We start from the raw sequence: 21,351 nt of genomic DNA on the forward strand, positions 1-21,351 counted from the left end.
CAACACCCGCTTCTTACTTAACAATAAAACCTGTATACTGACGTTTCATCATCAAACCTTCTAATTGTTTTGTGGTTTCTAAAGCAACCCCTATCGCAATTAACAAGCTAGTTCCACCTAATCCAATTGAAGAAGGTAACTTCCAGATGTTTTGCGCGATAATTGGTAAAATTGCAACTAAGGCCAAGAATATAGAGCCCACAACGCTCAAACGCAGTAAAAGTGCAGAGATGTAGTCCTCTGTTCCTTTTCCTGGGCGAACGCTAGGAATATAACTACCTTGTTTTTGCAAGTTTTCCGCAACTTTTTCAGGATTAACTTGAACAAACGCATAAAAGAATGTAAAAGCGACAATTAGCACCGTATAGAATATTCCCCCTGGCAAGGTTGAATAATTAAAGAGTTGTGATAACACTTTAAACCAGGTTGCATCTGCTTTTGTTGTTGAAAACATCTGCATAAATGCATTTGGTGTAGAAATCAATGAACTAGCAAAAATGACTGGAATAACACCTGCAGCATTAACTTTTAACGGTAAATAACTGCTTTGCGGTGCACCTGCAACACGTTTTGTGTATTGAATCGTAATTTTACGTTCTGCTTGGTTGAAGTATGTAATAAACGTTACAATCGCAAGAATTGCAATGATCAAAACAACTACAAAAATAACAGACTTCCAAATATCACTTTGGTCGATATTGATGAATTTATCCTCAATAATTTCTTTGATACCAGAAGGTAAACGAGAAATAATCCCCGCAAAGATAATCATTGATACACCATTACCAATCCCTTTTTCACTAATTTGTTCACCCATCCATGTAACAAACATCGTACCAGCAGTCAAAATAATCCCAATCGTGATAAAAGTTGTCGCATCTGCTTTTTTAACAAAATCAAATCCGGATCCCGCAAAACGATTAAACCCTGCAGTAATCGCCATTGACTGTACAAATCCTAAGATTAACGTCAAATAACGAGTAGCTTGATTTAATTTTCTACGGCCAACTTCACCCTGTTTAGACCATTCAACAAACTTTGGCACAATATCCATTTGTAGTAACTGAATCACAATTGAAGACGTAATGTATGGAGAAACACCCATTGCAAACAATGAGAAATTTTCCATAGCACTACCACTTACAGTGTTCAACATGTTAAACAATGGATTATTACTTAATTGGGCCAATGCTCTAGCATCTACGCCAGGAACTGTTATATGAGCGCCTACGCGAAATGCTAATAAGATAAATAACGTAAAGAATATTTTATTACGGATATCCTTAACTTTGAACCCGTCTTTCAATAACTTTAACATTAAATCACCTCGATTGAACCACCAGCGTTTTCGATAGCTGTTTGCGCTGATTTAGAAAATTTAGCAGCTTTCACTGATAATTTTTTCGTCAATTCACCGTTAGCTAACACTTTGATTCCCGCTTTTTCATCTTTAATGATTCCAGATTCAACAAGCAATGCTGGTGTTACTTCTGTACCGTCCTCAAATTTATTAAGGACATCAAGGTTTACAACTGCGTATTCCTTGCGGTTAATATTTGTAAATCCACGTTTTGGTAAACGCATGAATAGTGGTGTTTGTCCACCTTCAAAGCCTAAGCGTACGCCACCGCCTGAACGAGATTTTTGTCCTTTTTGACCACGGCCAGCTGTTTTACCATTACCAGATGAAGTTCCGCGACCAACGCGATTACGCACGTGTCTTGAACCTTCTGAAGGTTGTAACTCATGAAGTTTCATTTACTTGGCACCTCCTCTTTTAGTAATTCTATCTCAATTGTAAAATTATACTTCTTCAACGTCCACTAAATGTGACACAGTGTTAATCATGCCTTTAATGGCAGCATTATCAGGTTTAACAACAGAGCTGTTAAGTTTACCCAAGCCTAAAGCTTTCACTGTATCTTTTTGGTTTTGAGGACGTCCGATAACGCTGCGTCTTAATGTAACTTTTAATTCAGCCATTATTTTGTCCTCCTTATCCTAAGATTTCTTCTACAGTTTTTCCGCGTAATTCAGCAACTTCTTCAACACGTTTCAAGCGAGATAAGCCTTCAACTGTTGCACGAATAACGTTGATTGGTGTATTAGAACCTAAAGATTTACTTGTAATATCAGCGACACCAGCTAATTCCAATACGGCACGAACTGGACCACCAGCGGCTACTCCAGAACCGGCTAAAGCAGGTTTCATAAGAGTACGTCCACCACTGTAGACACCCAATACTTCGTGAGGGATTGTCGAACCAACCATCGGCACTTCGATTAAGTTTTTCTTAGCATCTTCAATTGCTTTGCGGATTGCTTCTGGTACTTCTTGAGCTTTACCAGTACCAAAACCAACATGACCATTTCTATCGCCAACCACAACAATTGCAGCAAAACGCAAACGACGTCCACCTTTTACAACTTTTGTAACACGGTTAATCGCAACAACGCGGTCTTCTAATTCCAAACCTTTTGGATCAATATAAACCATGAATGGTGTTCCTCCTTCTCCTAAAATTCTAGTCCGTTTTCACGTGCTGCTCCAGCTAATGCTGCAACACGGCCATGGTAAAGATAACCACCACGGTCAAAAACTACTTCTTTGATACCTTTTTCAGTTGCTTTTTTAGCGATTAATGCGCCAACAGCAACTGCTGTTTCGGTTTTTGTTCCACCTGAAATTTCTTTATCTAAGGTAGAGGCACTTGCTAGCGTCACACCCGCTACGTCGTCAATTAATTGAGCGTAGATGTTTTTGTTAGAACGAAACACGTTCAAGCGTGGGCACTCTGCAGTACCAGAGATTTTTGCGCGTACACGACCATGTCTCTTCTGGCGTGTTTTGTTTTTATCTGGTTTTGAAATCACAATTGTCACCTCTTTATATTTGTTTGCTGCTAAGCAGACTTGTAAGCTATATAACATAGCTGTTTGATATAAGTAAGTCTTTGAATAAGACGTGAAAGATTGTCAAACAATCTTTCAATCACTATTCTAAGCTTACTATTTACCAGTTTTACCTTCTTTACGACGTACGTGTTCGCCTTCATAACGAATTCCTTTGCCTTTATACGGCTCTGGAGGACGTACTCCGCGGATGTTAGCCGCTAATTCGCCAACATGTTCTTTGTTAGCACCCTTAACGATAACTTTTGTGTTTGCTGGCACTTCGATTGTTACTCCCGCAGGAGCTTCAAACTCAACCGGATGAGAATACCCAACATTCAATACAAGTTTTGATCCTTGTAATTGGGCACGGTATCCAACCCCGATAAGCTCAAGAACTTTTTCAAATCCTTCGCTTACACCAACAACCATGTTATTAAAGTTGGCACGCATCGTTCCATGCAGTGCGCGATTTTCTTTATTGTCATTTGGACGAGTAAATGTCACTTCATTACCTTCAATATTCATTGTAATAACGTCAACGAAAGTACGAGTTAATTCACCTTTAGGTCCTTTAACTGTTACGTCGTTTCCATTTGTTGTGACAGTCACACCAGCTGGAATTACGACTACTTTATTACCAATACGGCTCACTCAAGACACCTCCTTCTAGTTAGTTTCGATTACCACACGTATGCGATAACTTCGCCACCGATGTTACGTTCTCTTGCTTCTTTATCAGTGATAACACCTTCAGAAGTTGAAATGATAGCAATTCCTAGTCCGTTTAAGACTTTAGGAACGTCATCAGCTTTAACGTAAGCACGTAGGCCTGGTTTAGAAATACGTTTCAAGTTCGTGATTACACGCTCTTCATTACGACCATATTTCAAGAACACACGAATGATGCCTTGTTTGTCATCTTCAATATATTCAACATCACGAATGAAACCTTCACGTTTCAAGATTTCAGCGATATCATGTTTAATTTTTGAAGCAGGTACTTCTAACATATCATGTTTAACCATGTTTGCGTTACGTACGCGAGTTAAGAAGTCTGCGATTGGATCTGTCATGACCATTGAACTATTTACCTCCTTTATGCGGGTTTTTTGTTACCAGCTAGCTTTCTTCACGCCGGGAATTTGTCCTTTATAGGCAAGTTCGCGGAAGCAAATACGGCAAAGTTTAAATTTACGATAAACTGAATGTGGACGGCCACAACGTTCACAACGTGTGTACTCTTGAGTTGAGAATTTTGCAGGACGTTTATTTTTAGCAATCATTGATTTTTTAGCCAAGTAGTTCGCCTCCTTTTATTATTTTTGGAATGGCATTCCAAGTTGTGTTAATAATTCACGGGATTCTTCGTCTGTGTTAGCAGTTGTAACGATAACGATATCCATACCACGTACTTTATCAACTAAATCGTAATCTACTTCTGGGAAGATTAATTGTTCTTTAACACCCAATGTAAAGTTACCACGACCATCAAACGATTTGTTGCTGACACCGTGGAAGTCACGTACTCGAGGTAGAGAAACTGAAACTAGTTTGTCTAAGAATTCATACATTCTTTCGCCACGTAAAGTAACTTTACAGCCAATTGGCATGCCTTCACGTAAACGGAAACCAGCGATAGATTTTCTAGCTTTTGTAATGATCGGCTTTTGACCTGAGATCAACGTTAATTCCTCAACGGCTTTATCTAAGTTCTTAGCATTTGTTGTTGCTTCACCAACACCCATGTTAATAACAATCTTATCAACTTTTGGAGTTTGCATGATTGATGTGTAATTAAATTTCTCCATTAAAGACGGAGTAATTTCTTTAATATATTTTTCTTTCAGGCGGTTCATTCTGTCGGTCCCTCCTTCCGTTCTTTACTACTTATCTAATACTTCACCTGTTTTTTTAGAAACACGCACTTTTTTACCGTCAACTTCTTTATAACCTACTCTTGTTGGTTCTCCGTTTGATGGGTCAATGACCATCACGTTAGAGACATGAATAGATGCTTCTGTTTCGACGATGCCTCCTTGGGGAGCGCCAGCACTAGGTTTTTGATGCTTTTTGATCATGTTAGCACCTTCAACGATGACACGATCAGCTTTTGGGAACGCAGTTAAAACTACGCCTTCTTTGTTTTTGTCTTTTCCAGTGATAATTTTAACTTTATCGCCTTTTTTAACAAACATATTGTTTCGCACCTCCTTTTGACAAGAATTGATTATAATACTTCTGGTGCTAGTGAAATAATCTTCATGAAATTGCTATCACGTAATTCACGAGCAACTGGGCCGAAAATACGTGTACCACGAGGACTCTTATCATCACGGATAATCACACAAGCATTTTCATCAAATTTAATATAAGAACCATCTGCACGACGAGCTCCAGTTTTTGTTCTAACGATTACAGCTTTAACGATTTCACCTTTTTTAACAACTCCACCTGGCGTTGCTTGTTTAACCGTACATACGATAATATCACCAATGTTGGCTGTTTTACGTCCTGATCCGCCTAACACTTTAATTGTTAGTACTTCACGAGCACCTGAGTTATCAGCTACTCTTAAACGACTCTCTGTTTGGATCACAATTGTATCCTCCTTTCAGATTTTAAGCTTCAATCTATATAGGAAAATCTCGCTTAGATAATTACTGCTTCTTCAACGACCTCTAATAAACGGAAACGTTTTGTAGCGGATAATGGACGAGTTTCCATAATTTTAACGATGTCTCCAATTTTGGCAACATTGTTTTCATCATGCGCATAGTATTTTTTTGAATACTTTACACGTTTACCGTATTTCTTATGAGCATTACGAGTTTCAACAACAACAACGATAGTTTTTTCCATCTTGTCTGAAACAACGCGACCTTGGTAAACTTTACGTTGATTTCTTTCTTGATCTTGAGTCATTCGCTTAATGGCCTCCTTCCAATGTTACTTTTCTTGTTCACGCAACACTGTTTTAATGCGTGCAATCGATTTACGCACTTCTGGAATGCGCGCAGTGTTTTCTAATTGTCCCGTAGCAAGTTGGAATCGTAAGTTGAATAATTCTTCCTTAAATTCCTTCTCTTTTTCAAGTAGTTCAGCAGTGGTTAACGCTTTGATGTCTTTAACCTTCATTCGATTCACCACCCATTTCCTCACGTTTTACAATCTTAGTTTTAACAGGTAATTTGTGAGAAGCAAGTCTTAATGCTTCACGAGCAACTTCTTCAGAAACGCCTGCGATTTCAAACATGATCTTACCACGTTTTACTGGTGCAACCCATCCTTCAGGAGCTCCTTTACCTTTACCCATACGAACGCCGATAGCTTTTGATGTATAAGATTTATGAGGGAAAATTTTAATCCAAACTTTACCGCCACGTTTCATGTAACGAGTCATCGCAATACGAGCAGCTTCAATCTGACGGTTAGTAATCCATTTTGATTCAACTGCTTGTAAGCCGTATTCACCAAATGATACTTCTTTACCACCTTTAGCTTCGCCACGCATTTTACCTCTAAACTCACGACGGTATTTTACACGTTTAGGTACTAACATGATTATTTCCCTCCTTTCTCAGTGTTTTTTTTACCTGGAAGAATTTCTCCGCGATAGATCCACACTTTAACTCCTAGTTTTCCGTATGTTGTATCTGCTTCTTCCCATGCGTAGTCGATATCGGCACGCAATGTATGAAGTGGAACAGTTCCTTCTGAATAACCTTCAGAACGAGCAATATCCGCTCCGTTTAAACGACCAGAGACTTGTGTTTTGATTCCTTGAGCGCCTGATCTCATCGTACGTTGAATTGCTTGTTTTTGAGCACGACGGAATGCTACACGGCTTTCAAGCTGACGTGCGATTCCTTCTGCTACTAATTTAGCATCTAAATCTGGCTTTTTGATTTCCACGATGTTGATGTGAATTTCATTTGGTTTTTTACCAGTTAATTTAACTAATTCTTTTCTCAAGTTCTCAACTTCAGATCCGCCTTTACCAATAACCATACCTGGCTTAGCTGTGTGTAAAGAAATGTTCACGCGTTTTGCAGCACGTTCGATTTCAACTTTTGACACAGCAGCATCGGCAAGTTTTGAAGAGATGAACTTACGAATTTTTAGATCTTCGTGTAAGTATTCAGCATACTCTTTTTCAGCATACCATTTAGCTTCCCAGTCACGGATGATGCCTACACGTAACCCAATTGGATGTATTTTTTGACCCACTGATTGTCCCTCCTTCTTACTTCTCTGTCACTACTACTGTAATATGACTAGTTCTTTTGTTGATTGGTGATGCTGAGCCTTTCGCACGAGGACGGAAACGTTTCATCGTTGGTCCTTCGTTTACAAATGCTTCAGATACAACCAAATTTTCAACATCTAAATCATAGTTGTTTTCTGCATTGGCAACAGCTGACATCAAGACTTTCTCGATGATTCCAGCCGCCTTGTTTGGCGTAAATTTCAAAATCGAAATAGCTTCCGCTACGCTTTTCCCTCTAACTAAATCAATAACTAGACGCGTTTTACGAGGTGAAGTACGAACTGTTTTTGCAGTTGCTCTTGCTGAAGTAATTTGTTCTGACATTTGCAATTCCTCCCCTCAATAATTAGCGTTTTGTTTTTTTATCGTCGGCAGTATGGCCACGATATGTTCTAGTTGGTGCAAATTCACCTAATTTGTGTCCTACCATGTCTTCTTGAATATAGACAGGTACGTGTTTACGTCCATCATATACAGCAATTGTGTAACCTACGAAAGTAGGGAAAATTGTTGAGCGACGAGACCAAGTTTTAATTACTTTTTTCTTTTCAAGATCCTTTTGAGCCTCTACTTTTTTAAATAGATGATCATCAACAAAAGGTCCTTTCTTCAAACTACGACCCATGGTGAACCTCCTCTCAAATTGTATGGCTAGATGGCCATGAGTACTTTATTGTCTTAAAGACAAACCATTTTGTCCAAAAATAGACTAACTGATTCCTCTTATTATTTAGTCTTACGACGACGTACAATAAATTTATCTGATTTAGCGCGCTTGCTACGAGTTTTGTAACCAAGTGTCGGTTTACCCCAAGGTGTAACAGGAGATGGTCGACCAATTGGTGCTTTACCTTCACCACCACCGTGTGGGTGATCGTTAGGGTTCATTACAGAACCACGAACAGTTGGGCGTTTACGCATCCAACGGCTACGTCCCGCTTTACCGATATTAATTAATTCATGTTGTTCATTACCAACTAAACCAATCGTCGCACGGCATGTAGCAAGAATCATACGAACTTCGCCTGAATTCAAACGAACTAATACGTATTTACCTTCTTTACCAAGTACCTGAGCACGAGTTCCAGCCGAACGAATTAACTGTCCGCCTTTTCCTGGTTTCATTTCAATGTTATGAACGAATGTACCTACTGGGATATTTGATAAAGGTAACGCATTACCTGTTTTAATATCAACTTCCTCACCAGAAACAAGTCTCATTCCAACTTCTAGTCCTTTAGGAGCTAGAATATATGTTTTAACACCGTCTGTGTAGTGTAATAACGCAATATTCGCAGATCTATTCGGATCATACTCAATTGTTTTCACGACAGCTTCAACGTTGTCTTTGTTACGTTTAAAGTCAATTACACGGTATTGACGTTTATGACCGCCACCTTGATGACGCACAGTGATACGACCATTATTGTTACGGCCGGCGTTATTTTTCATTGGTTCTAATAACGTTTTTTCCGGTGTAGCAGTTGTGATTTCAGCGAAATCAGAACCTGTCATATTACGACGTCCGTTCGTGGTTGGTTTGTACTTTTTAATTGCCACGTCTGTGTTCCCTCCTACTTAAAAATTAGCGTTTGTCACTTAAATTACTCAGCGTCAAACAATTGGATTTCTTTAGAATCTTGAGTTAACGTCACGATTGCTTTACGACGTTTTCTTGTATATCCTGCATATTTACCCATGCGTTTAAGCTTTGGTTTAACGTTCATGATGTTAACATTTTTGACTTTAACACCGTCAAAAGCAGCTTCAACAGCTTGTTTTACCAACGTTTTGTTAGCACCTAATTGGACATCAAATGTGTATTTCTTTTCGTCCATCGCAAGCATTGAGGCTTCAGTAATCACAGGACGTTTAATAATATCTAGTAAATTCATTATGCAAGCACCTCCTCTACTTGAGTAAGAGCAGCTTGAGTAATTAACATTTTATCGTTAGCTACTACATCTAACACACTTACACTGTCTGCTGAGACAACAGAAACATTCGGCAAGTTGCGAGCTGATAACGCTGCAAAATCATTTCCACTTTCTAACACTACTAATACTTTAGTAGTTACTTCTAATTTGCTTAAAACTTCTTTAAAGTCTTTAGTTTTTGCCGCGCTAAAGTTTAACGCATCCACAACAACCAAATTATTTTCTGCAACTTTTTCTGATAAGACAGATTTGATTGCTAAACGACGAACTTTTCTAGGAAGTTTGTAGCTGTATGAACGTGGTGTTGGTCCGAAGACTACGCCACCGCCACGCCATTGTGGTGAACGGATTGACCCTTGACGGGCACGACCTGTTCCTTTTTGACGCCAAGGTTTACGGCCACCGCCACGAACAGCGCTACGATTTTTAACCGCATGTGTTCCTTGTCTTAATGACGCACGTTGCATGATGATTGCATCAAAGACAACACTTTCGTTTGGTTCGATACCGAAAATAGTGTCGTTTAATGTTACTTCACCATTTTTAGTACCATCTTGTTTAAATAATGCTACAGTTGGCATTCCTTAGTTCCTCCTCTCTTAAACGATTATTTAGTCACTTTTGCTGACTTGATTTGAACTAATGATTTCTTAGAACCTGGTACGTTACCTTTAATTAAGATAACATTTTTCTCAAGGTCGACACGAACGATTTCAAGGTTTTGAATCGTCACACGGTCGCCACCCATTTGACCAGCTAATTTTTTGTTTTTAAATACTCTATTCGGATCTACTGGACCCATTGACCCAGGACGACGGTGGTAACGAGAACCATGTGACATCGGTCCACGAGATTGACCATGACGTTTGATAACACCTTGGTAACCTTTACCTTTCGTAATTCCTGTAACGTTAATGATGTCTCCTGCTTGGAAAGTATCCACCTTAACTTCTTGTCCTACTTCATAATCTCCTAGCACAACATCCTTAAACTCTTTAATGAAGCGCTTAGGAGTCGTGTTTGCTTTTGCAACATGACCTTTCGCAGGTTTGTTCGCCAAAATTTCACGTTTGTCTTGGTAACCCAATTGAATTGCTTCGTAACCATCCGTCTCCATTGTCTTAACTTGTAACACAACGTTTGGAGTAGCTTCGATAACTGTTACTGGGATTAACTCACCATTTTCCGTAAAAATTTGTGTCATTCCTACTTTTTTACCTAAGATTCCTTTGGTCATGAGTACACCTCCATCCTCTTAATTTTTATAACTTGATTTCGATATTGACACCACTTGGTAAGTCTAGCTTCATTAAAGCATCAACTGTTTTTGGTGTTGGATTCACAATGTCGATTAGACGTTTGTGAGTTCGCATTTCGAATTGTTCGCGCGAATCTTTGTATTTATGTGTTGCACGGATAACCGTGTACACTGAGCGATCTGTTGGCAATGGAATTGGACCTGATACACTAGCTCCAGTTCTCTTTGCTGTTTCAACGATTTTTTCCGCTGATTGATCTAAAATACGGTGTTCGTACGCTTTTAAACGGATACGAATTTTTTGTTTTGCCATCTTGTTCCCTCCTTCGCCTATTTTGAAAAGTAGACATAGCTCCACGAAAATATCCGACACAGCCCTCATGGCAATGCTCCCGGGCGTGTCACAACCTCTCGCTTCTCAGCCGCAGGGGTTCTACTTAGCCCCCACTCGTACGCCTCGTCTATAGAGACAGCACCTTTAACAGTATACAAAAAAAAAAGCCTGAAAGCAAGCTTTTTTCATAGTTTTTTCAAAATATTTTTTCTATTTATATACTTATGTCATATAATACCAACAATTCAAGAAATTAACGCTAATTGACAGGAGGCAAACCCTCGTATGCAACGCCCATTTGATCCATCGCATTTTCAACCAATTTTAGCTGCGCTGCTAATTCTGATCGTTCATAACCTACTGGCAAAGCAGCAATTGCATCACGAGCATTGTTATAACTCTCCAACGTGAAATTAGGGGTCACTACCCCATCTTGTACAACCAAACTTAACCGCTCCCGAGCCAAAGTACTATCAACTGATTCAGCTGAACCTGAAGTACTTGCCCCACTAGACGCTAGTATCCCTTTAACCGCTGTCGCGAACTCATCGACAATACCACTGCTCTCTAAAGCCGCCATGACCGCTTGCTTATCACCTTCTGTAACACCTTCAGCCAGCGCCGGCTTCTCACTTATACGACTTCCTGTTAAAGCTGGTTTTGAATACAGCTTATTCAATTGTTTTTGAATAGCCCATTTTTGATCAGCTTTAGCTAAAAGCGCCATATCTTCAGCATTCGCTTCATCAATCGTTTCTTTCACCTTATTAATAGATGCATCAGTGATATCTTCTGCTAAAAAAATATGATTCTGATCTAAAAACAAATCACCAACAACTAAATCCTTTTGTTTCTCTACAACATTACCATTAACAGCTGGCTCTTTTGGGATTTTAGAAGAAGAATATTTCATCCCAACAACGATAGCCACAATTGCAAAAATTGCTGACAGAAAAACTACAATATATTTATTTACTCCTCGCACGATTTCCCCTCACTTTTTCTGAAATAATTGTTCCACATCTCAGTTTACATGAAGATACGCATTAACTCAACTTTTTTTCTTCACCAAAGAGCACTTTGCAATATTTTTTCTTTTTTAATACCCTCATAATTATTTTCCATCAACAAACAAAAAAGCTAAGAGCAAACGCCCTTAGCTTTTCTATTAATTATTTAGTGATTTCAGAAACAACGCCTGAACCAACAGTACGTCCGCCTTCACGAATTGAGAAACGAGTTCCCGCTTCGATCGCGATTGGGTGGATTAATTCAACGTCGATTGCAACGTTATCACCAGGCATTACCATTTCAGTACCTTCTGGTAAATTAATAACACCAGTCACGTCAGTTGTACGGAAGTAAAATTGAGGACGGTAGTTACCGAAGAAAGGAGTATGACGTCCACCTTCTTCTTTGCTCAATACATAAACTTCTGCTGTAAAGTTAGTATGAGGTGTAATTGTTCCAGGAGCAGCTAATACTTGACCACGTTCGATTTCTTCACGAGCAACCCCACGAAGTAACGCACCAATGTTATCGCCAGCTTCAGCGTAATCTAATAATTTACGGAACATTTCAACACCAGTAACTGTTGTTTTGCTTGTGTCTTCTTTGATACCAACAACTTCGATTTCATCACCGACTTTGATAGTTCCACGTTCAACACGGCCTGTTGCAACAGTACCACGACCAGTAATAGAGAATACATCCTCAACTGGCATCATGAATGGTTTGTCATGGTCACGTTCTGGAGTTGGGATATAAGTATCAACAGCTTCCATCAATTCCATGATTTTTTCTTCGTACATTTCTTCGCCTTCAAGGGCTTTAAGAGCTGAACCAGCAACGATTGGAGTATCATCGCCTGGGAAATCGTATTCGCTTAATAGGTCACGAACTTCCATTTCAACCAATTCTAATAATTCTTCATCATCAACCATATCCATTTTGTTTAAGAATACAACGATGTATGGAACACCAACGTTACGAGACAATAAGATATGCTCGCGAGTTTGCGGCATTGGACCATCAGCAGCAGATACTACTAAGATAGCTCCGTCCATTTGTGCAGCACCAGTGATCATGTTTTTAACGTAATCCGCGTGACCTGGGCAATCTACGTGAGCGTAGTGACGGTTAGCTGTTTCATATTCGATATGAGAAGTAGAGATTGTGATACCACGTTCTTTTTCTTCTGGAGCGTTATCGATATCCGCATAGTTTTGTGCTTCACCAAAACCTTTTTTAGATAATACAGTTGCAATAGCAGCTGACAAAGTTGTTTTACCATGGTCAACGTGTCCAATAGTTCCCACGTTAACGTGTGGTTTAGAACGGTCAAATTTTTCTTTAGCCATTTTAAATAAATCCTCCTAAATGTTTTTAATTTTTATTTTCGAGGTAAGCATCATGCAAGCAGTCAAACTCACCATCTTCACAGTCATTTTACATGATTCTAAACAGAAAAGACAGTAAAAACTTCTAGTCTGCAGAACCACCATTTTTCTTGATGATTTCTTCTTGGATTGATTTTGGTACATCTTCGTAATGATCGAATGTCATTGTAAAGATCCCACGACCTTGAGTCGCAGAACGCAATGTTGTCGCATAACCAAACATTTCAGCCAACGGAATCATTGCACGAACTACTTGAGAGTTCCCACGAGCTTCCATTCCTTCAACACGGCCACGACGAGCTGTTACGTGTCCCATAATATCGCCTAAGTAATCCTCGGGAACTACTACTTCGATTGCCATAATTGGTTCTAAAATAGCAGGTTGAGCTTTCTTAGCTGCTGCGCGTAGTGCCATAGAAGCAGCTACACGGAAGGCAGTTTCATTGGAATCGACATCATGGTAAGAACCATCATAAAGTTTTGCTTTAATATCCACTAATGGATAACCAGCAAGAACTCCGTTTTCCATTGACGCTTTCAAACCAGCTTCAACAGCAGGAATATATTCACGAGGAACAACCCCACCCACGATAGCATTTTCAAAAGCAAAACCGCCGCCTTCTTCGTTTGGTGTAAATTCAATCCAAACATGACCGAATTGACCTTTACCACCAGACTGACGAACAAATTTACCTTCGGCTTGAGTAACAGGTGCACGGAATGTTTCACGATAAGAAACTTGCGGAGCACCAACGTTAGCTTCAACTTTAAACTCACGACGCATACGGTCTACAAGAACGTCTAAATGAAGTTCTCCCATACCAGCGATGATTGTTTCACCTGTTTCAGGGTTAGTTGAGGCACGGAAAGTTGGATCTTCTTCTGATAATTTTTGTAACGCTGTTCCCATTTTATCTTGGTCAGCTTTTGATTTCGGCTCAATAGCAACTTCGATAACTGGTTCTGGGAATTCCATAGATTCAAGAATAACTTGATTCTTTTCATCGCATAGAGTATCACCAGTTGTTGTATCTTTAAGACCAACAGCCGCAGCAATATCCCCAGCGTATACTTCAGAAATTTCTTCACGAGAATTCGCATGCATTTGAAGGATACGACCTACACGCTCACGTTTTCCTTTAGAAGAGTTTCTTACATATGATCCAGACTGTAACACACCTGAATACACACGGAAGAATGTTAGACGACCAACAAATGGGTCAGTCATTACTTTAAATGCTAAAGCAGAAAATGGTGCATCATCTGAAGACTCGCGAACCATTTCTTCATCAGTATCAGGATTGATACCAGTGATAGCAGCCACTTCTGTTGGTGATGGTAGGTAATCAATAACGCCATCAAGCATTAATTGAACCCCTTTATTTTTGAAAGCTGATCCACAGAATACTGGGTAGAACTCAACTGCGATTGTTGCACGACGGATAGCCGCATTCAATTCATCAATAGAAATTTCTTCGCCCTCTAAGTATTTCTCTGTAAGCTCTTCATCAGTTTCAGCAACAGCTTCTACTAATTTTTCACGCCATTCTTCTGCTAACTCACGGTATTCTTCAGGAATTTCTTCCTCACGAATATCTGTTCCTTCGTCGTTTGTGTACATTTCAGCCTTCATTGTAATCAAATCAATGATTCCAGTGAAAGTATCCTCTGAACCAATCGGCAATTGAACAGGATGAGCATTAGCTTGTAAACGATCATGTAATGTACTAGTTGCATACAAGAAGTCCGCACCGATTTTATCCATTTTATTAATGAATACAATACGAGGAACACCATAAGTCGTTGCTTGACGCCATACTGTTTCTGTTTGAGGCTCAACACCAGATTGAGCATCTAAAACAGTTACTGCACCATCTAATACACGTAATGAACGTTCAACTTCAACGGTGAAATCCACGTGACCAGGTGTGTCAATAATATTAACACGGTGGCCTTTCCATGATGCCGTTGTCGCAGCAGAAGTGATAGTGATACCACGTTCTTGCTCTTGTTCCATCCAGTCCATTTGAGAAGCTCCATCATGAGTTTCTCCAATTTTGTGAATTTTACCAGTATAATAAAGGATACGCTCTGTTGTTGTTGTTTTACCAGCATCAATATGAGCCATGATCCCAATGTTACGAGTTTTATCTAGGGTAAATTCTCTAGGCATTCTTTTATCTCCTCTCATGTGATAAGTGTTTCTTTTTAAAGCAATGCTATCTGTTAATCAACTAAGCATATTGCTAGTTGAACAAACAGAGAGGATTTTACCAACGGTAATGAGCAAACGCTCTGTTGGCATCTGCCATTTTATGTGTGTCTTCACGTTTCTTAACTGAAGCACCTGTGTTGTTAGCAGCATCCATAATTTCTTTCGCTAAACGTTGTTCCATCGTATGTTCACCGCGTAAGCGAGCATAGTTAGCGATCCAACGTAGACCTAAAGTAATTTGACGTTCTGGGCGTACTTCAACAGGAACTTGATAGTTAGAACCACCAACACGGCGAGCTTTAACTTCTAAAACAGGTTTAACGTTATCCATTGCTTGCATAAATACTTCCAATGGATCATTACCTGTAGATTCTTTAATAATATCAAAAGCATTATAAATAATGCTTGCGGCTGTACCACGTTTACCATCAACCATAATACGGTTGATCAAACGAGTTACATCTTTTGAATGAAAAATCGGATCTGGTAAAACTTCACGTTTTGTTACAGGACCTTTACGAGGCATCCAAAATTCCTCCTTCCGAATATAATTTTTTTAGTTTCATTATTTTTTTATAGTTAAATGAGCAATCTTTACGCTTTCGCTGGTTTAGGGCGTTTAGCACCATATTTAGAACGGCTTTGTTTACGGTCGGTAACACCGGCTGTATCAAGCGCTCCACGTACAATATGGTAACGTACTCCTGGTAAATCTTTTACACGTCCACCACGAATCAAGACCACACTATGCTCTTGAAGATTGTGTCCAATTCCAGGGATATAAGCTGTTACCTCGATATTGTTTGACAAACGTACACGAGCGTACTTACGTAACGCTGAGTTAGGTTTTTTAGGTGTCATTGTTCCTACACGAGTACACACTCCACGTTTTTGAGGAGCATTAGTGTCTGTAAAAGATTTTTTCAAACTATTGTATCCTTTACCTAATGCAGGTGAACCAGATTTAGTCGTTTTTGATTGACGAGATTTACGGATTAATTGATTAATCGTTGGCATTCTTTGTTTCCTCCTTCCCTACTTGGCTTTCTAGTACCACACATCCAGGTGGTTCATTTTTTACGATAAAAATAATGCAAGTCAACTTGCAATCATCGTTAGAAATGCTTTTCAGACAGTCAGAACGTTTTATATAACTGTACTTTAAGCACCTTAAAAATCTTAACATATCATCAGCTATCCTGTCAACCCTTACTTACTAACATTTTGAAACAAAGAGGAGACGGAACACTCACTTATTATCCCCCATACTTCTTTTACCCACTCGCCCTAAAAATTGATTGTTGTTTTCTCTCAACAATCAAAGGAATAAAAGGTATAATATAGTAGAAGTACACTATTTCCACACTAACTAATATTACATGGAGGATACTATGAACTTAAAAAAAATGGTTGGTATTGAAGCAGCAACACATGTTGAAACAGGAATGGTTGTTGGGCTAGGAACTGGTTCTACCGCTTATTATATGGTAGAAGAAATCGGTCGCCGAATTAAAGAGGAGGGATTAGACATTATTGGTGTCACGACCTCAAAGGCAACTGAAAAACAAGCACACTCTTTAGGAATCCCTTTGAAAAGTATTGATGATGTTACCTGTGTTGATTTAACAATTGATGGAGCCGATGAAATTAGCTCTGATTTTCAAGGAATTAAAGGAGGCGGTGCAGCATTACTTTTCGAAAAAATTGTCGCAACCTACTCTAAGAAAAACATTTGGATTGTCGATAACTCAAAAATGGTCGACAAATTAGGGCAATTTCCATTACCCGTTGAAGTTATTCCATATGGCTCACAACAGCTTTTGAATTTATTTACGGAAAAAGAAATGGCCCCAACACTTCGACGCGACAGCGATGGAACAATAATCAAAACAGATAGTAATAATTACATCATTGATTTACAGCTAGATAAAATTGATGAACCAAAAAAATTAGGGTTATGGTTGAGTGAGCTCCCTGGTGTAGTGGAACATGGACTCTTTTTGGACATCGTTAACACCGTTATTATTGGTCGTGAAAATGGAGCTGAGACGCTTCAGGTTAACCAGTAATTCCTGACTACTGACACTCTAAAAAAGTAAATACACAATAGGTTATAGGTGGCATAATCAGAACTATATTAAACACTCTCAAAATAAGAGCAACTATTTTGAGAGTGCTTTTTATTCTTCTCGAAGTTGAACACTTCTATCACCGTCTCTTTTTCCACTTATCCTTTTATTCTTCTAAATACTATACTATAATAAAGTTATAAAAAGAGAAAAAAATCACAAAGAAATATGAGGAGTTGTTTTATGCGTTCACCAGAAGAAATTTTAGATATTAGTATTCAAATGGGGGCTAAAAAAGTGGCTAAACCCTTACAAGCTAAATTAATTCTTGGTTTTGTAGGTGGAGCCATGATTTCTCTTGGGTACTTAGCCTATGTAAGAGTCATTTCATCCATCGCTCATGAATGGGGAAGTTTTGCTAGCTTTATAGGTGCCTGTGTCTTTCCAATCGGCTTAATTGTCATTCTACTCGGTGGCGGTGAATTGATTACAGGAAATATGATGGCCGTAGCTAGTGCCTGGCTAGATAAAAAGGTCACGGCTAAAGAGATGTGGGTTAATTGGTTAACAATCACCATGGCTAATTTTGTAGGGGCATTATTTGTAGCTTATTTTTTCGGCCATGTCGTTGGCCTAACTAACACAGGTGTTTATTTAGAAGAGACTCTCTCTATCGCTCAAGCTAAGATAGCCGCTACGCCCATCCAGGCATTCATCTCTGGTATCGGATGTAATTGGTTTGTTGGGTTGGCTTTATGGCTATGTTACGGTGCCAAAGATGGCGCAGGAAAAATTCTTGCTATTTGGTTTCCTGTGATGACCTTTGTAGCGATTGGCTTTCAGCATAGTGTTGCAAATATGTTTATCATTCCCGCTGCTATTTTTGAAGGTGGCGCCACTTGGCTACAATTTATTCTAAATGTCGTTCCAGTCTACTTTGGAAATATTGTTGGCGGTGCAGTAATGGTTAGTGCCATCTATTACTACTCATTAAAACATCACGATTAATCGTGGTGTTTTTTCTATGCAAAAAATGGTCAGCTTACGAGAATAGCTAATCAGTAGCATGTTTTTTTATTTAGGACTACAATAGAAGTAACAATAAATATTTAACTACTATACGAGGAGTTGCTACTATGCCAAAATTAGTATTTGTTCGTCATGGATTAAGTGAATGGAATGCTCTCAATTTATTTACCGGTTGGGAAGATGTGGACTTAAGTGAAAAAGGAATCACAGAAGCTAAAGATGCTGGGCTAAAAATCAAAGAAGCCAATATTCAGTTTGATATTGCTTTCACCTCTGTATTAAAGCGTGCCATCAAAACCTGTCATTACGTTCTTGAAGAATCTGAACAGCTGTGGGTTCCTGAGCATAAATCTTGGCGCTTAAATGAGCGACATTACGGAGCATTACAAGGTCTTAACAAGCAAGAAACTGCCGATAAATATGGAGCTGATCAAGTCCAACTATGGCGTCGATCATACGACACCCTACCACCACTTTTAGAAGCTTCCGATCCTAAATCCGCTGTCAACGATCGTCGCTACAGCCACTTAGATAAACGAGTAATTCCTGGTGGTGAAAACCTTAAAGTTACTTTAGAACGTGCTATCCCTTACTGGGATGACCATATCGCCCCTGCTTTAATTGATGGCCAAACTGTTCTAGTTGCCGCACATGGTAATTCTTTAAGAGCATTGGCTAAACATATTGAAAAAATTTCTGATGACGATATTATGGCATTAGAAATTCCAACAGGCCAACCTCTCGTTTATGAGCTAAATGAAGACTTGAGTGTGGCTAACAAGTATTATCTATAAAAGAAGACGTCCCCGTTCACACTTAACTGAAAACGGAGACGTCTTTATTTACTTAAAACAAGCCTTTAAAATTGTTTCAATATCCATAGCTGACAGTGGTACAAACGCGGTTTGATCAATTGTACTATGCTCAACCGCTTTTTTCGCCATCAAACTAATATTACTCTCGTCAATTCCAACTTCTGGCAATGTCATCGGAATTCCCCAACTAACAAATGTATCAAATAAGGCTTGAATTCCTTGTTGAGCGATTTCAAAAGAAGTTCCTTCTCTCGAAATTCCAAAAACATTGACAGCAAACTCAACAAATTGCTCTACTGTTTGCTCATTTAAAACATGCTCCATCCAATGAGGAGTCACAATTGCTAAACCAATTCCATGAGTGATATCATAAAAGGCACTTAACTCATGCTCAATCGCATGGCAAGACCAAGTTCCTTCTTTCCCTTTACCAGTCAACCCATTAAGAGCTAGAGAGCTAGACCACATTAAATTAGCACGAGCATCGTAATCATCGGGAGTTTTTAATGCGATCGGTGTATATTTAACAACTGTTTTCATAATTCCTTCCGCTAACCGATCCTGAAGGCTAGCAGATTTATTACGACTAAAATAGTTTTCAATCAAATGACTGAAAATATCTGCCGAACCTGCCGCTGTTTGCCTTGTCGGCACTGAGAACGTATAAGTTGGATCTAAAATAGAGACCTTCGGCAAAAGGGTTGGCCCACCCATTCCCAATTTTTCATTAGTCGCGAGATTCGTAATGACCGCTCCCCCATTCATCTCTGATCCAGTTGCAGACATCGTTAAAATCGTGACTAAAGGCAACGCTTCACCAACTAAACTGCGATCCTGGGTGAAATCCCATGGATTACCTTCATAATAGCGAGCTGCTGCAATCGCTTTAGCACAATCTATAGTTGATCCACCACCTACAGCCAAGATCACATCAATTTCTTCTTTACGACACAAATCAGCTCCTTTAATAACCGTTTCTATACGCGGATTTGGCTCAACTCCCGCCAACTCTGTTACAGTAAACGTCCCTTCCTCCAGTAAAGATACCACCGTTTGATACACACCATTTTTCTTAATACTGCCGCCACCATACACCAGCAAAACCTTTTGACCATACTTGTTCAACACGTCTGGAAGATTACTGACTTGCCCCTTACCGAATAAAATAGATGTTGGTACGTGAAAATTAAAATTATTCATCACTATAAAACCTTCCTTTCAATTCTTTTTATATTACTAGAATAACGTAAATCGAAAAAAAAGACTATTCATCCACTACAGTTAGCAGATAAATAGCCCCCCTCTTATTCCTGAATAATCGTATCCAAAGCAACAACTATCATCTCATCAAACGTTTTTTGGCGCTCCTCAGCTGACGTCTCTTCTCCTGTTAAAATATGATCACTAACAGTCATAATCGCTAATGCTTGAACATGGTATTTAGCCGCTAAATAATACAAAACTGCGGCTTCCATCTCAATCCCTAAAACACCGTGCCCTCCTAAACGGAAAACCTCATCCATACTATCTTTATAAAAAACATCATCCGATAACACATTTCCGACATGGATATTAAAGCCCTTCTCCTGTGCCAAATTATATGATTTCAATAATAAACCAAAATCAGCAATCTGAGGAAAATCATGCTTAGGGAAATCATTCCGAATAATATTAGACGATGTTGCCGCAGCTTGAGCAATGACCAAGTCACGAACATTTACGTCTTTCTGAATTGATCCACACGTTCCTACTCGAATTAACTGCTTGACACCATACTCACGAATCAACTCAGTAGCATAGATAGCAGCTGACGGCATTCCCATACCTGTCCCTTGAACAGATACAGGAACGCCTTTATAAGTTCCCGTATAACCCAACATTCCCCGAACCTCATTATATAACTTAGGGTTATCCAGGAACGTTTCGGCAATATACTTAGCTCTCAAAGGGTCGCCTGGCAACAAGATTTTATCAGCAATTTCTCCCTCTTTAGCTTCAATATGAACACTCATTCGTCTCCTCCTCGTATAATAAGGTTATCAGATTTATTCTGATAGTTCCTTTTCATCCCCATAAGGGGTATGATTATTTCGTACAGATAGAGGTCGTAGTATTCCTCCTTGAAGTTTTGTC

The 21,351-nt window shown here is 39.2% G+C and carries 32 protein-coding genes; 3 read left to right on the forward strand and 29 right to left on the reverse strand.

Annotated elements, in window-relative coordinates:
- Window positions 1-13: 13 nt before the first annotated feature.
- The 27 genes from secY to rpsL all read right to left on the reverse strand — a co-directional run bounded on the left by secY (window position 14) and on the right by rpsL (window position 16,322).
- Complete coding sequence (gene secY / locus AC5KOD_RS19505) at window positions 14-1,318, reverse strand: preprotein translocase subunit SecY (protein WP_496916266.1); 1,305 nt, start codon at window positions 1,316-1,318, stop codon at window positions 14-16.
- Complete coding sequence (gene rplO / locus AC5KOD_RS19510) at window positions 1,318-1,758, reverse strand: 50S ribosomal protein L15 (protein WP_209527055.1); 441 nt, start codon at window positions 1,756-1,758, stop codon at window positions 1,318-1,320. Before rplO ends, secY begins: the two co-directional genes overlap by 1 nt.
- A 45-nt stretch (window positions 1,759-1,803) precedes the next feature.
- Window positions 1,804-1,983, reverse strand: a complete 180-nt coding sequence (gene rpmD, locus AC5KOD_RS19515; RefSeq protein WP_496916267.1) for a 50S ribosomal protein L30 — start codon at window positions 1,981-1,983, stop codon at window positions 1,804-1,806.
- A gap of 13 nt (window positions 1,984-1,996) precedes the next feature.
- On the reverse strand, window positions 1,997-2,497 hold the full coding sequence (gene rpsE / locus AC5KOD_RS19520) for a 30S ribosomal protein S5 (RefSeq protein ID WP_496916268.1): 501 nt from the start codon (window positions 2,495-2,497) through the stop codon (window positions 1,997-1,999).
- A 20-nt stretch (window positions 2,498-2,517) separates the two neighbouring features.
- Complete coding sequence (gene rplR, locus AC5KOD_RS19525) at window positions 2,518-2,874, reverse strand: 50S ribosomal protein L18 (protein ID WP_496916289.1); 357 nt, start codon at window positions 2,872-2,874, stop codon at window positions 2,518-2,520.
- Window positions 2,875-3,009: 135 nt separating this feature from the next.
- A complete protein-coding gene (gene rplF / locus AC5KOD_RS19530; RefSeq protein ID WP_496916269.1) occupies window positions 3,010-3,546 on the reverse strand; it encodes a 50S ribosomal protein L6 in 537 nt (178 codons plus the stop codon).
- A 29-nt stretch (window positions 3,547-3,575) separates the two neighbouring features.
- Entirely contained in the window at window positions 3,576-3,974 is a 399-nt protein-coding gene (gene rpsH / locus AC5KOD_RS19535) for a 30S ribosomal protein S8 (protein WP_209527066.1), read from the reverse strand.
- Window positions 3,975-4,007: 33 nt separating this feature from the next.
- Entirely contained in the window at window positions 4,008-4,193 is a 186-nt protein-coding gene (locus AC5KOD_RS19540) for a type Z 30S ribosomal protein S14 (RefSeq protein ID WP_016184192.1), read from the reverse strand.
- An 18-nt stretch (window positions 4,194-4,211) separates the two neighbouring features.
- The gene (rplE, locus tag AC5KOD_RS19545; protein WP_496916270.1) at window positions 4,212-4,751 is read right to left on the reverse strand and encodes a 50S ribosomal protein L5; all 540 of its coding nucleotides are present in this window, start codon (window positions 4,749-4,751) and stop codon (window positions 4,212-4,214) included.
- Between the two features lie 27 nt (window positions 4,752-4,778).
- On the reverse strand, window positions 4,779-5,090 hold the full coding sequence (gene rplX, locus AC5KOD_RS19550) for a 50S ribosomal protein L24 (protein ID WP_209527070.1): 312 nt from the start codon (window positions 5,088-5,090) through the stop codon (window positions 4,779-4,781).
- A gap of 32 nt (window positions 5,091-5,122) precedes the next feature.
- Window positions 5,123-5,491, reverse strand: coding sequence for a 50S ribosomal protein L14 (gene rplN, locus AC5KOD_RS19555; protein ID WP_496916271.1), 369 nt, complete (start codon window positions 5,489-5,491; stop codon window positions 5,123-5,125).
- A 53-nt stretch (window positions 5,492-5,544) separates the two neighbouring features.
- Entirely contained in the window at window positions 5,545-5,817 is a 273-nt protein-coding gene (gene rpsQ, locus AC5KOD_RS19560) for a 30S ribosomal protein S17 (RefSeq protein ID WP_496916272.1), read from the reverse strand.
- 24 nt (window positions 5,818-5,841) lie between these two features.
- A complete protein-coding gene (gene rpmC, locus AC5KOD_RS19565) occupies window positions 5,842-6,030 on the reverse strand; it encodes a 50S ribosomal protein L29 (RefSeq protein WP_496916273.1) in 189 nt (62 codons plus the stop codon).
- Window positions 6,020-6,454, reverse strand: coding sequence for a 50S ribosomal protein L16 (gene rplP, locus AC5KOD_RS19570; protein ID WP_209527078.1), 435 nt, complete (start codon window positions 6,452-6,454; stop codon window positions 6,020-6,022). The genes rpmC and rplP overlap by 11 nt, the downstream gene beginning before the upstream one ends.
- 2 nt (window positions 6,455-6,456) lie before the next feature.
- The gene (rpsC, locus tag AC5KOD_RS19575) at window positions 6,457-7,122 is read right to left on the reverse strand and encodes a 30S ribosomal protein S3 (protein ID WP_496916274.1); all 666 of its coding nucleotides are present in this window, start codon (window positions 7,120-7,122) and stop codon (window positions 6,457-6,459) included.
- 16 nt (window positions 7,123-7,138) lie between these two features.
- Entirely contained in the window at window positions 7,139-7,486 is a 348-nt protein-coding gene (rplV, locus tag AC5KOD_RS19580; protein WP_209527082.1) for a 50S ribosomal protein L22, read from the reverse strand.
- Window positions 7,487-7,508: 22 nt separating this feature from the next.
- Window positions 7,509-7,787: a 30S ribosomal protein S19 gene (rpsS, locus tag AC5KOD_RS19585; RefSeq protein ID WP_126779042.1), complete on the reverse strand. Its 279-nt coding sequence runs from the start codon at window positions 7,785-7,787 to the stop codon at window positions 7,509-7,511.
- A gap of 101 nt (window positions 7,788-7,888) precedes the next feature.
- Window positions 7,889-8,722, reverse strand: coding sequence for a 50S ribosomal protein L2 (rplB, locus tag AC5KOD_RS19590; RefSeq protein ID WP_496916275.1), 834 nt, complete (start codon window positions 8,720-8,722; stop codon window positions 7,889-7,891).
- Window positions 8,723-8,766: 44 nt separating this feature from the next.
- Window positions 8,767-9,057 carry a 50S ribosomal protein L23 gene (rplW, locus tag AC5KOD_RS19595; protein WP_496916276.1) on the reverse strand — a complete coding sequence of 97 codons (291 nt, stop codon included), beginning with the start codon at window positions 9,055-9,057 and terminating at the stop codon, window positions 8,767-8,769.
- Window positions 9,057-9,680 (reverse strand): 50S ribosomal protein L4, encoded by a 624-nt coding sequence (gene rplD / locus AC5KOD_RS19600; RefSeq protein WP_496916277.1) that lies wholly within the window; start codon window positions 9,678-9,680, stop codon window positions 9,057-9,059. Before rplD ends, rplW begins: the two co-directional genes overlap by 1 nt.
- Window positions 9,681-9,706: 26 nt before the next feature.
- Entirely contained in the window at window positions 9,707-10,336 is a 630-nt protein-coding gene (gene rplC, locus AC5KOD_RS19605; protein ID WP_496916278.1) for a 50S ribosomal protein L3, read from the reverse strand.
- Window positions 10,337-10,361: 25 nt separating this feature from the next.
- The gene (gene rpsJ, locus AC5KOD_RS19610; RefSeq protein WP_126779032.1) at window positions 10,362-10,670 is read right to left on the reverse strand and encodes a 30S ribosomal protein S10; all 309 of its coding nucleotides are present in this window, start codon (window positions 10,668-10,670) and stop codon (window positions 10,362-10,364) included.
- Between the two features lie 280 nt (window positions 10,671-10,950).
- Window positions 10,951-11,676, reverse strand: a complete 726-nt coding sequence (locus AC5KOD_RS19615; RefSeq protein WP_496916279.1) for a hypothetical protein — start codon at window positions 11,674-11,676, stop codon at window positions 10,951-10,953.
- 187 nt (window positions 11,677-11,863) lie between these two features.
- Window positions 11,864-13,051 carry an elongation factor Tu gene (gene tuf, locus AC5KOD_RS19620; RefSeq protein ID WP_496916280.1) on the reverse strand — a complete coding sequence of 396 codons (1,188 nt, stop codon included), beginning with the start codon at window positions 13,049-13,051 and terminating at the stop codon, window positions 11,864-11,866.
- A 124-nt stretch (window positions 13,052-13,175) separates the two neighbouring features.
- Window positions 13,176-15,263: an elongation factor G gene (gene fusA / locus AC5KOD_RS19625; protein WP_496916281.1), complete on the reverse strand. Its 2,088-nt coding sequence runs from the start codon at window positions 15,261-15,263 to the stop codon at window positions 13,176-13,178.
- A gap of 97 nt (window positions 15,264-15,360) precedes the next feature.
- Window positions 15,361-15,831, reverse strand: a complete 471-nt coding sequence (gene rpsG, locus AC5KOD_RS19630; protein WP_496916282.1) for a 30S ribosomal protein S7 — start codon at window positions 15,829-15,831, stop codon at window positions 15,361-15,363.
- Window positions 15,832-15,899: 68 nt separating this feature from the next.
- Window positions 15,900-16,322, reverse strand: coding sequence for a 30S ribosomal protein S12 (rpsL, locus tag AC5KOD_RS19635; protein WP_209527098.1), 423 nt, complete (start codon window positions 16,320-16,322; stop codon window positions 15,900-15,902).
- Between the two features lie 374 nt (window positions 16,323-16,696).
- Between rpsL and rpiA the strand changes: the two genes are divergently transcribed.
- The 3 genes from rpiA to gpmA all read left to right on the forward strand — a co-directional run bounded on the left by rpiA (window position 16,697) and on the right by gpmA (window position 19,197).
- Window positions 16,697-17,374, forward strand: coding sequence for a ribose-5-phosphate isomerase RpiA (rpiA, locus tag AC5KOD_RS19640; protein WP_496916283.1), 678 nt, complete (start codon window positions 16,697-16,699; stop codon window positions 17,372-17,374).
- Window positions 17,375-17,617: 243 nt separating this feature from the next.
- A complete protein-coding gene (locus AC5KOD_RS19645) occupies window positions 17,618-18,382 on the forward strand; it encodes a formate/nitrite transporter family protein (RefSeq protein WP_496916284.1) in 765 nt (254 codons plus the stop codon).
- A 128-nt stretch (window positions 18,383-18,510) separates the two neighbouring features.
- Window positions 18,511-19,197 carry a 2,3-diphosphoglycerate-dependent phosphoglycerate mutase gene (gene gpmA, locus AC5KOD_RS19650; protein WP_496916285.1) on the forward strand — a complete coding sequence of 229 codons (687 nt, stop codon included), beginning with the start codon at window positions 18,511-18,513 and terminating at the stop codon, window positions 19,195-19,197.
- A 48-nt stretch (window positions 19,198-19,245) separates the two neighbouring features.
- Here the strand turns inward: gpmA and AC5KOD_RS19655 are convergent, their stop codons facing one another.
- Window positions 19,246-20,418, reverse strand: coding sequence for an iron-containing alcohol dehydrogenase (locus tag AC5KOD_RS19655; protein ID WP_496916286.1), 1,173 nt, complete (start codon window positions 20,416-20,418; stop codon window positions 19,246-19,248).
- Between the two features lie 104 nt (window positions 20,419-20,522).
- A complete protein-coding gene (gene deoD, locus AC5KOD_RS19660; RefSeq protein WP_496916287.1) occupies window positions 20,523-21,230 on the reverse strand; it encodes a purine-nucleoside phosphorylase in 708 nt (235 codons plus the stop codon).
- Between the last annotated feature and the right edge of the window lie 121 nt (window positions 21,231-21,351).

The organism is Vagococcus sp. WN80Y (genome assembly GCF_059621045.1).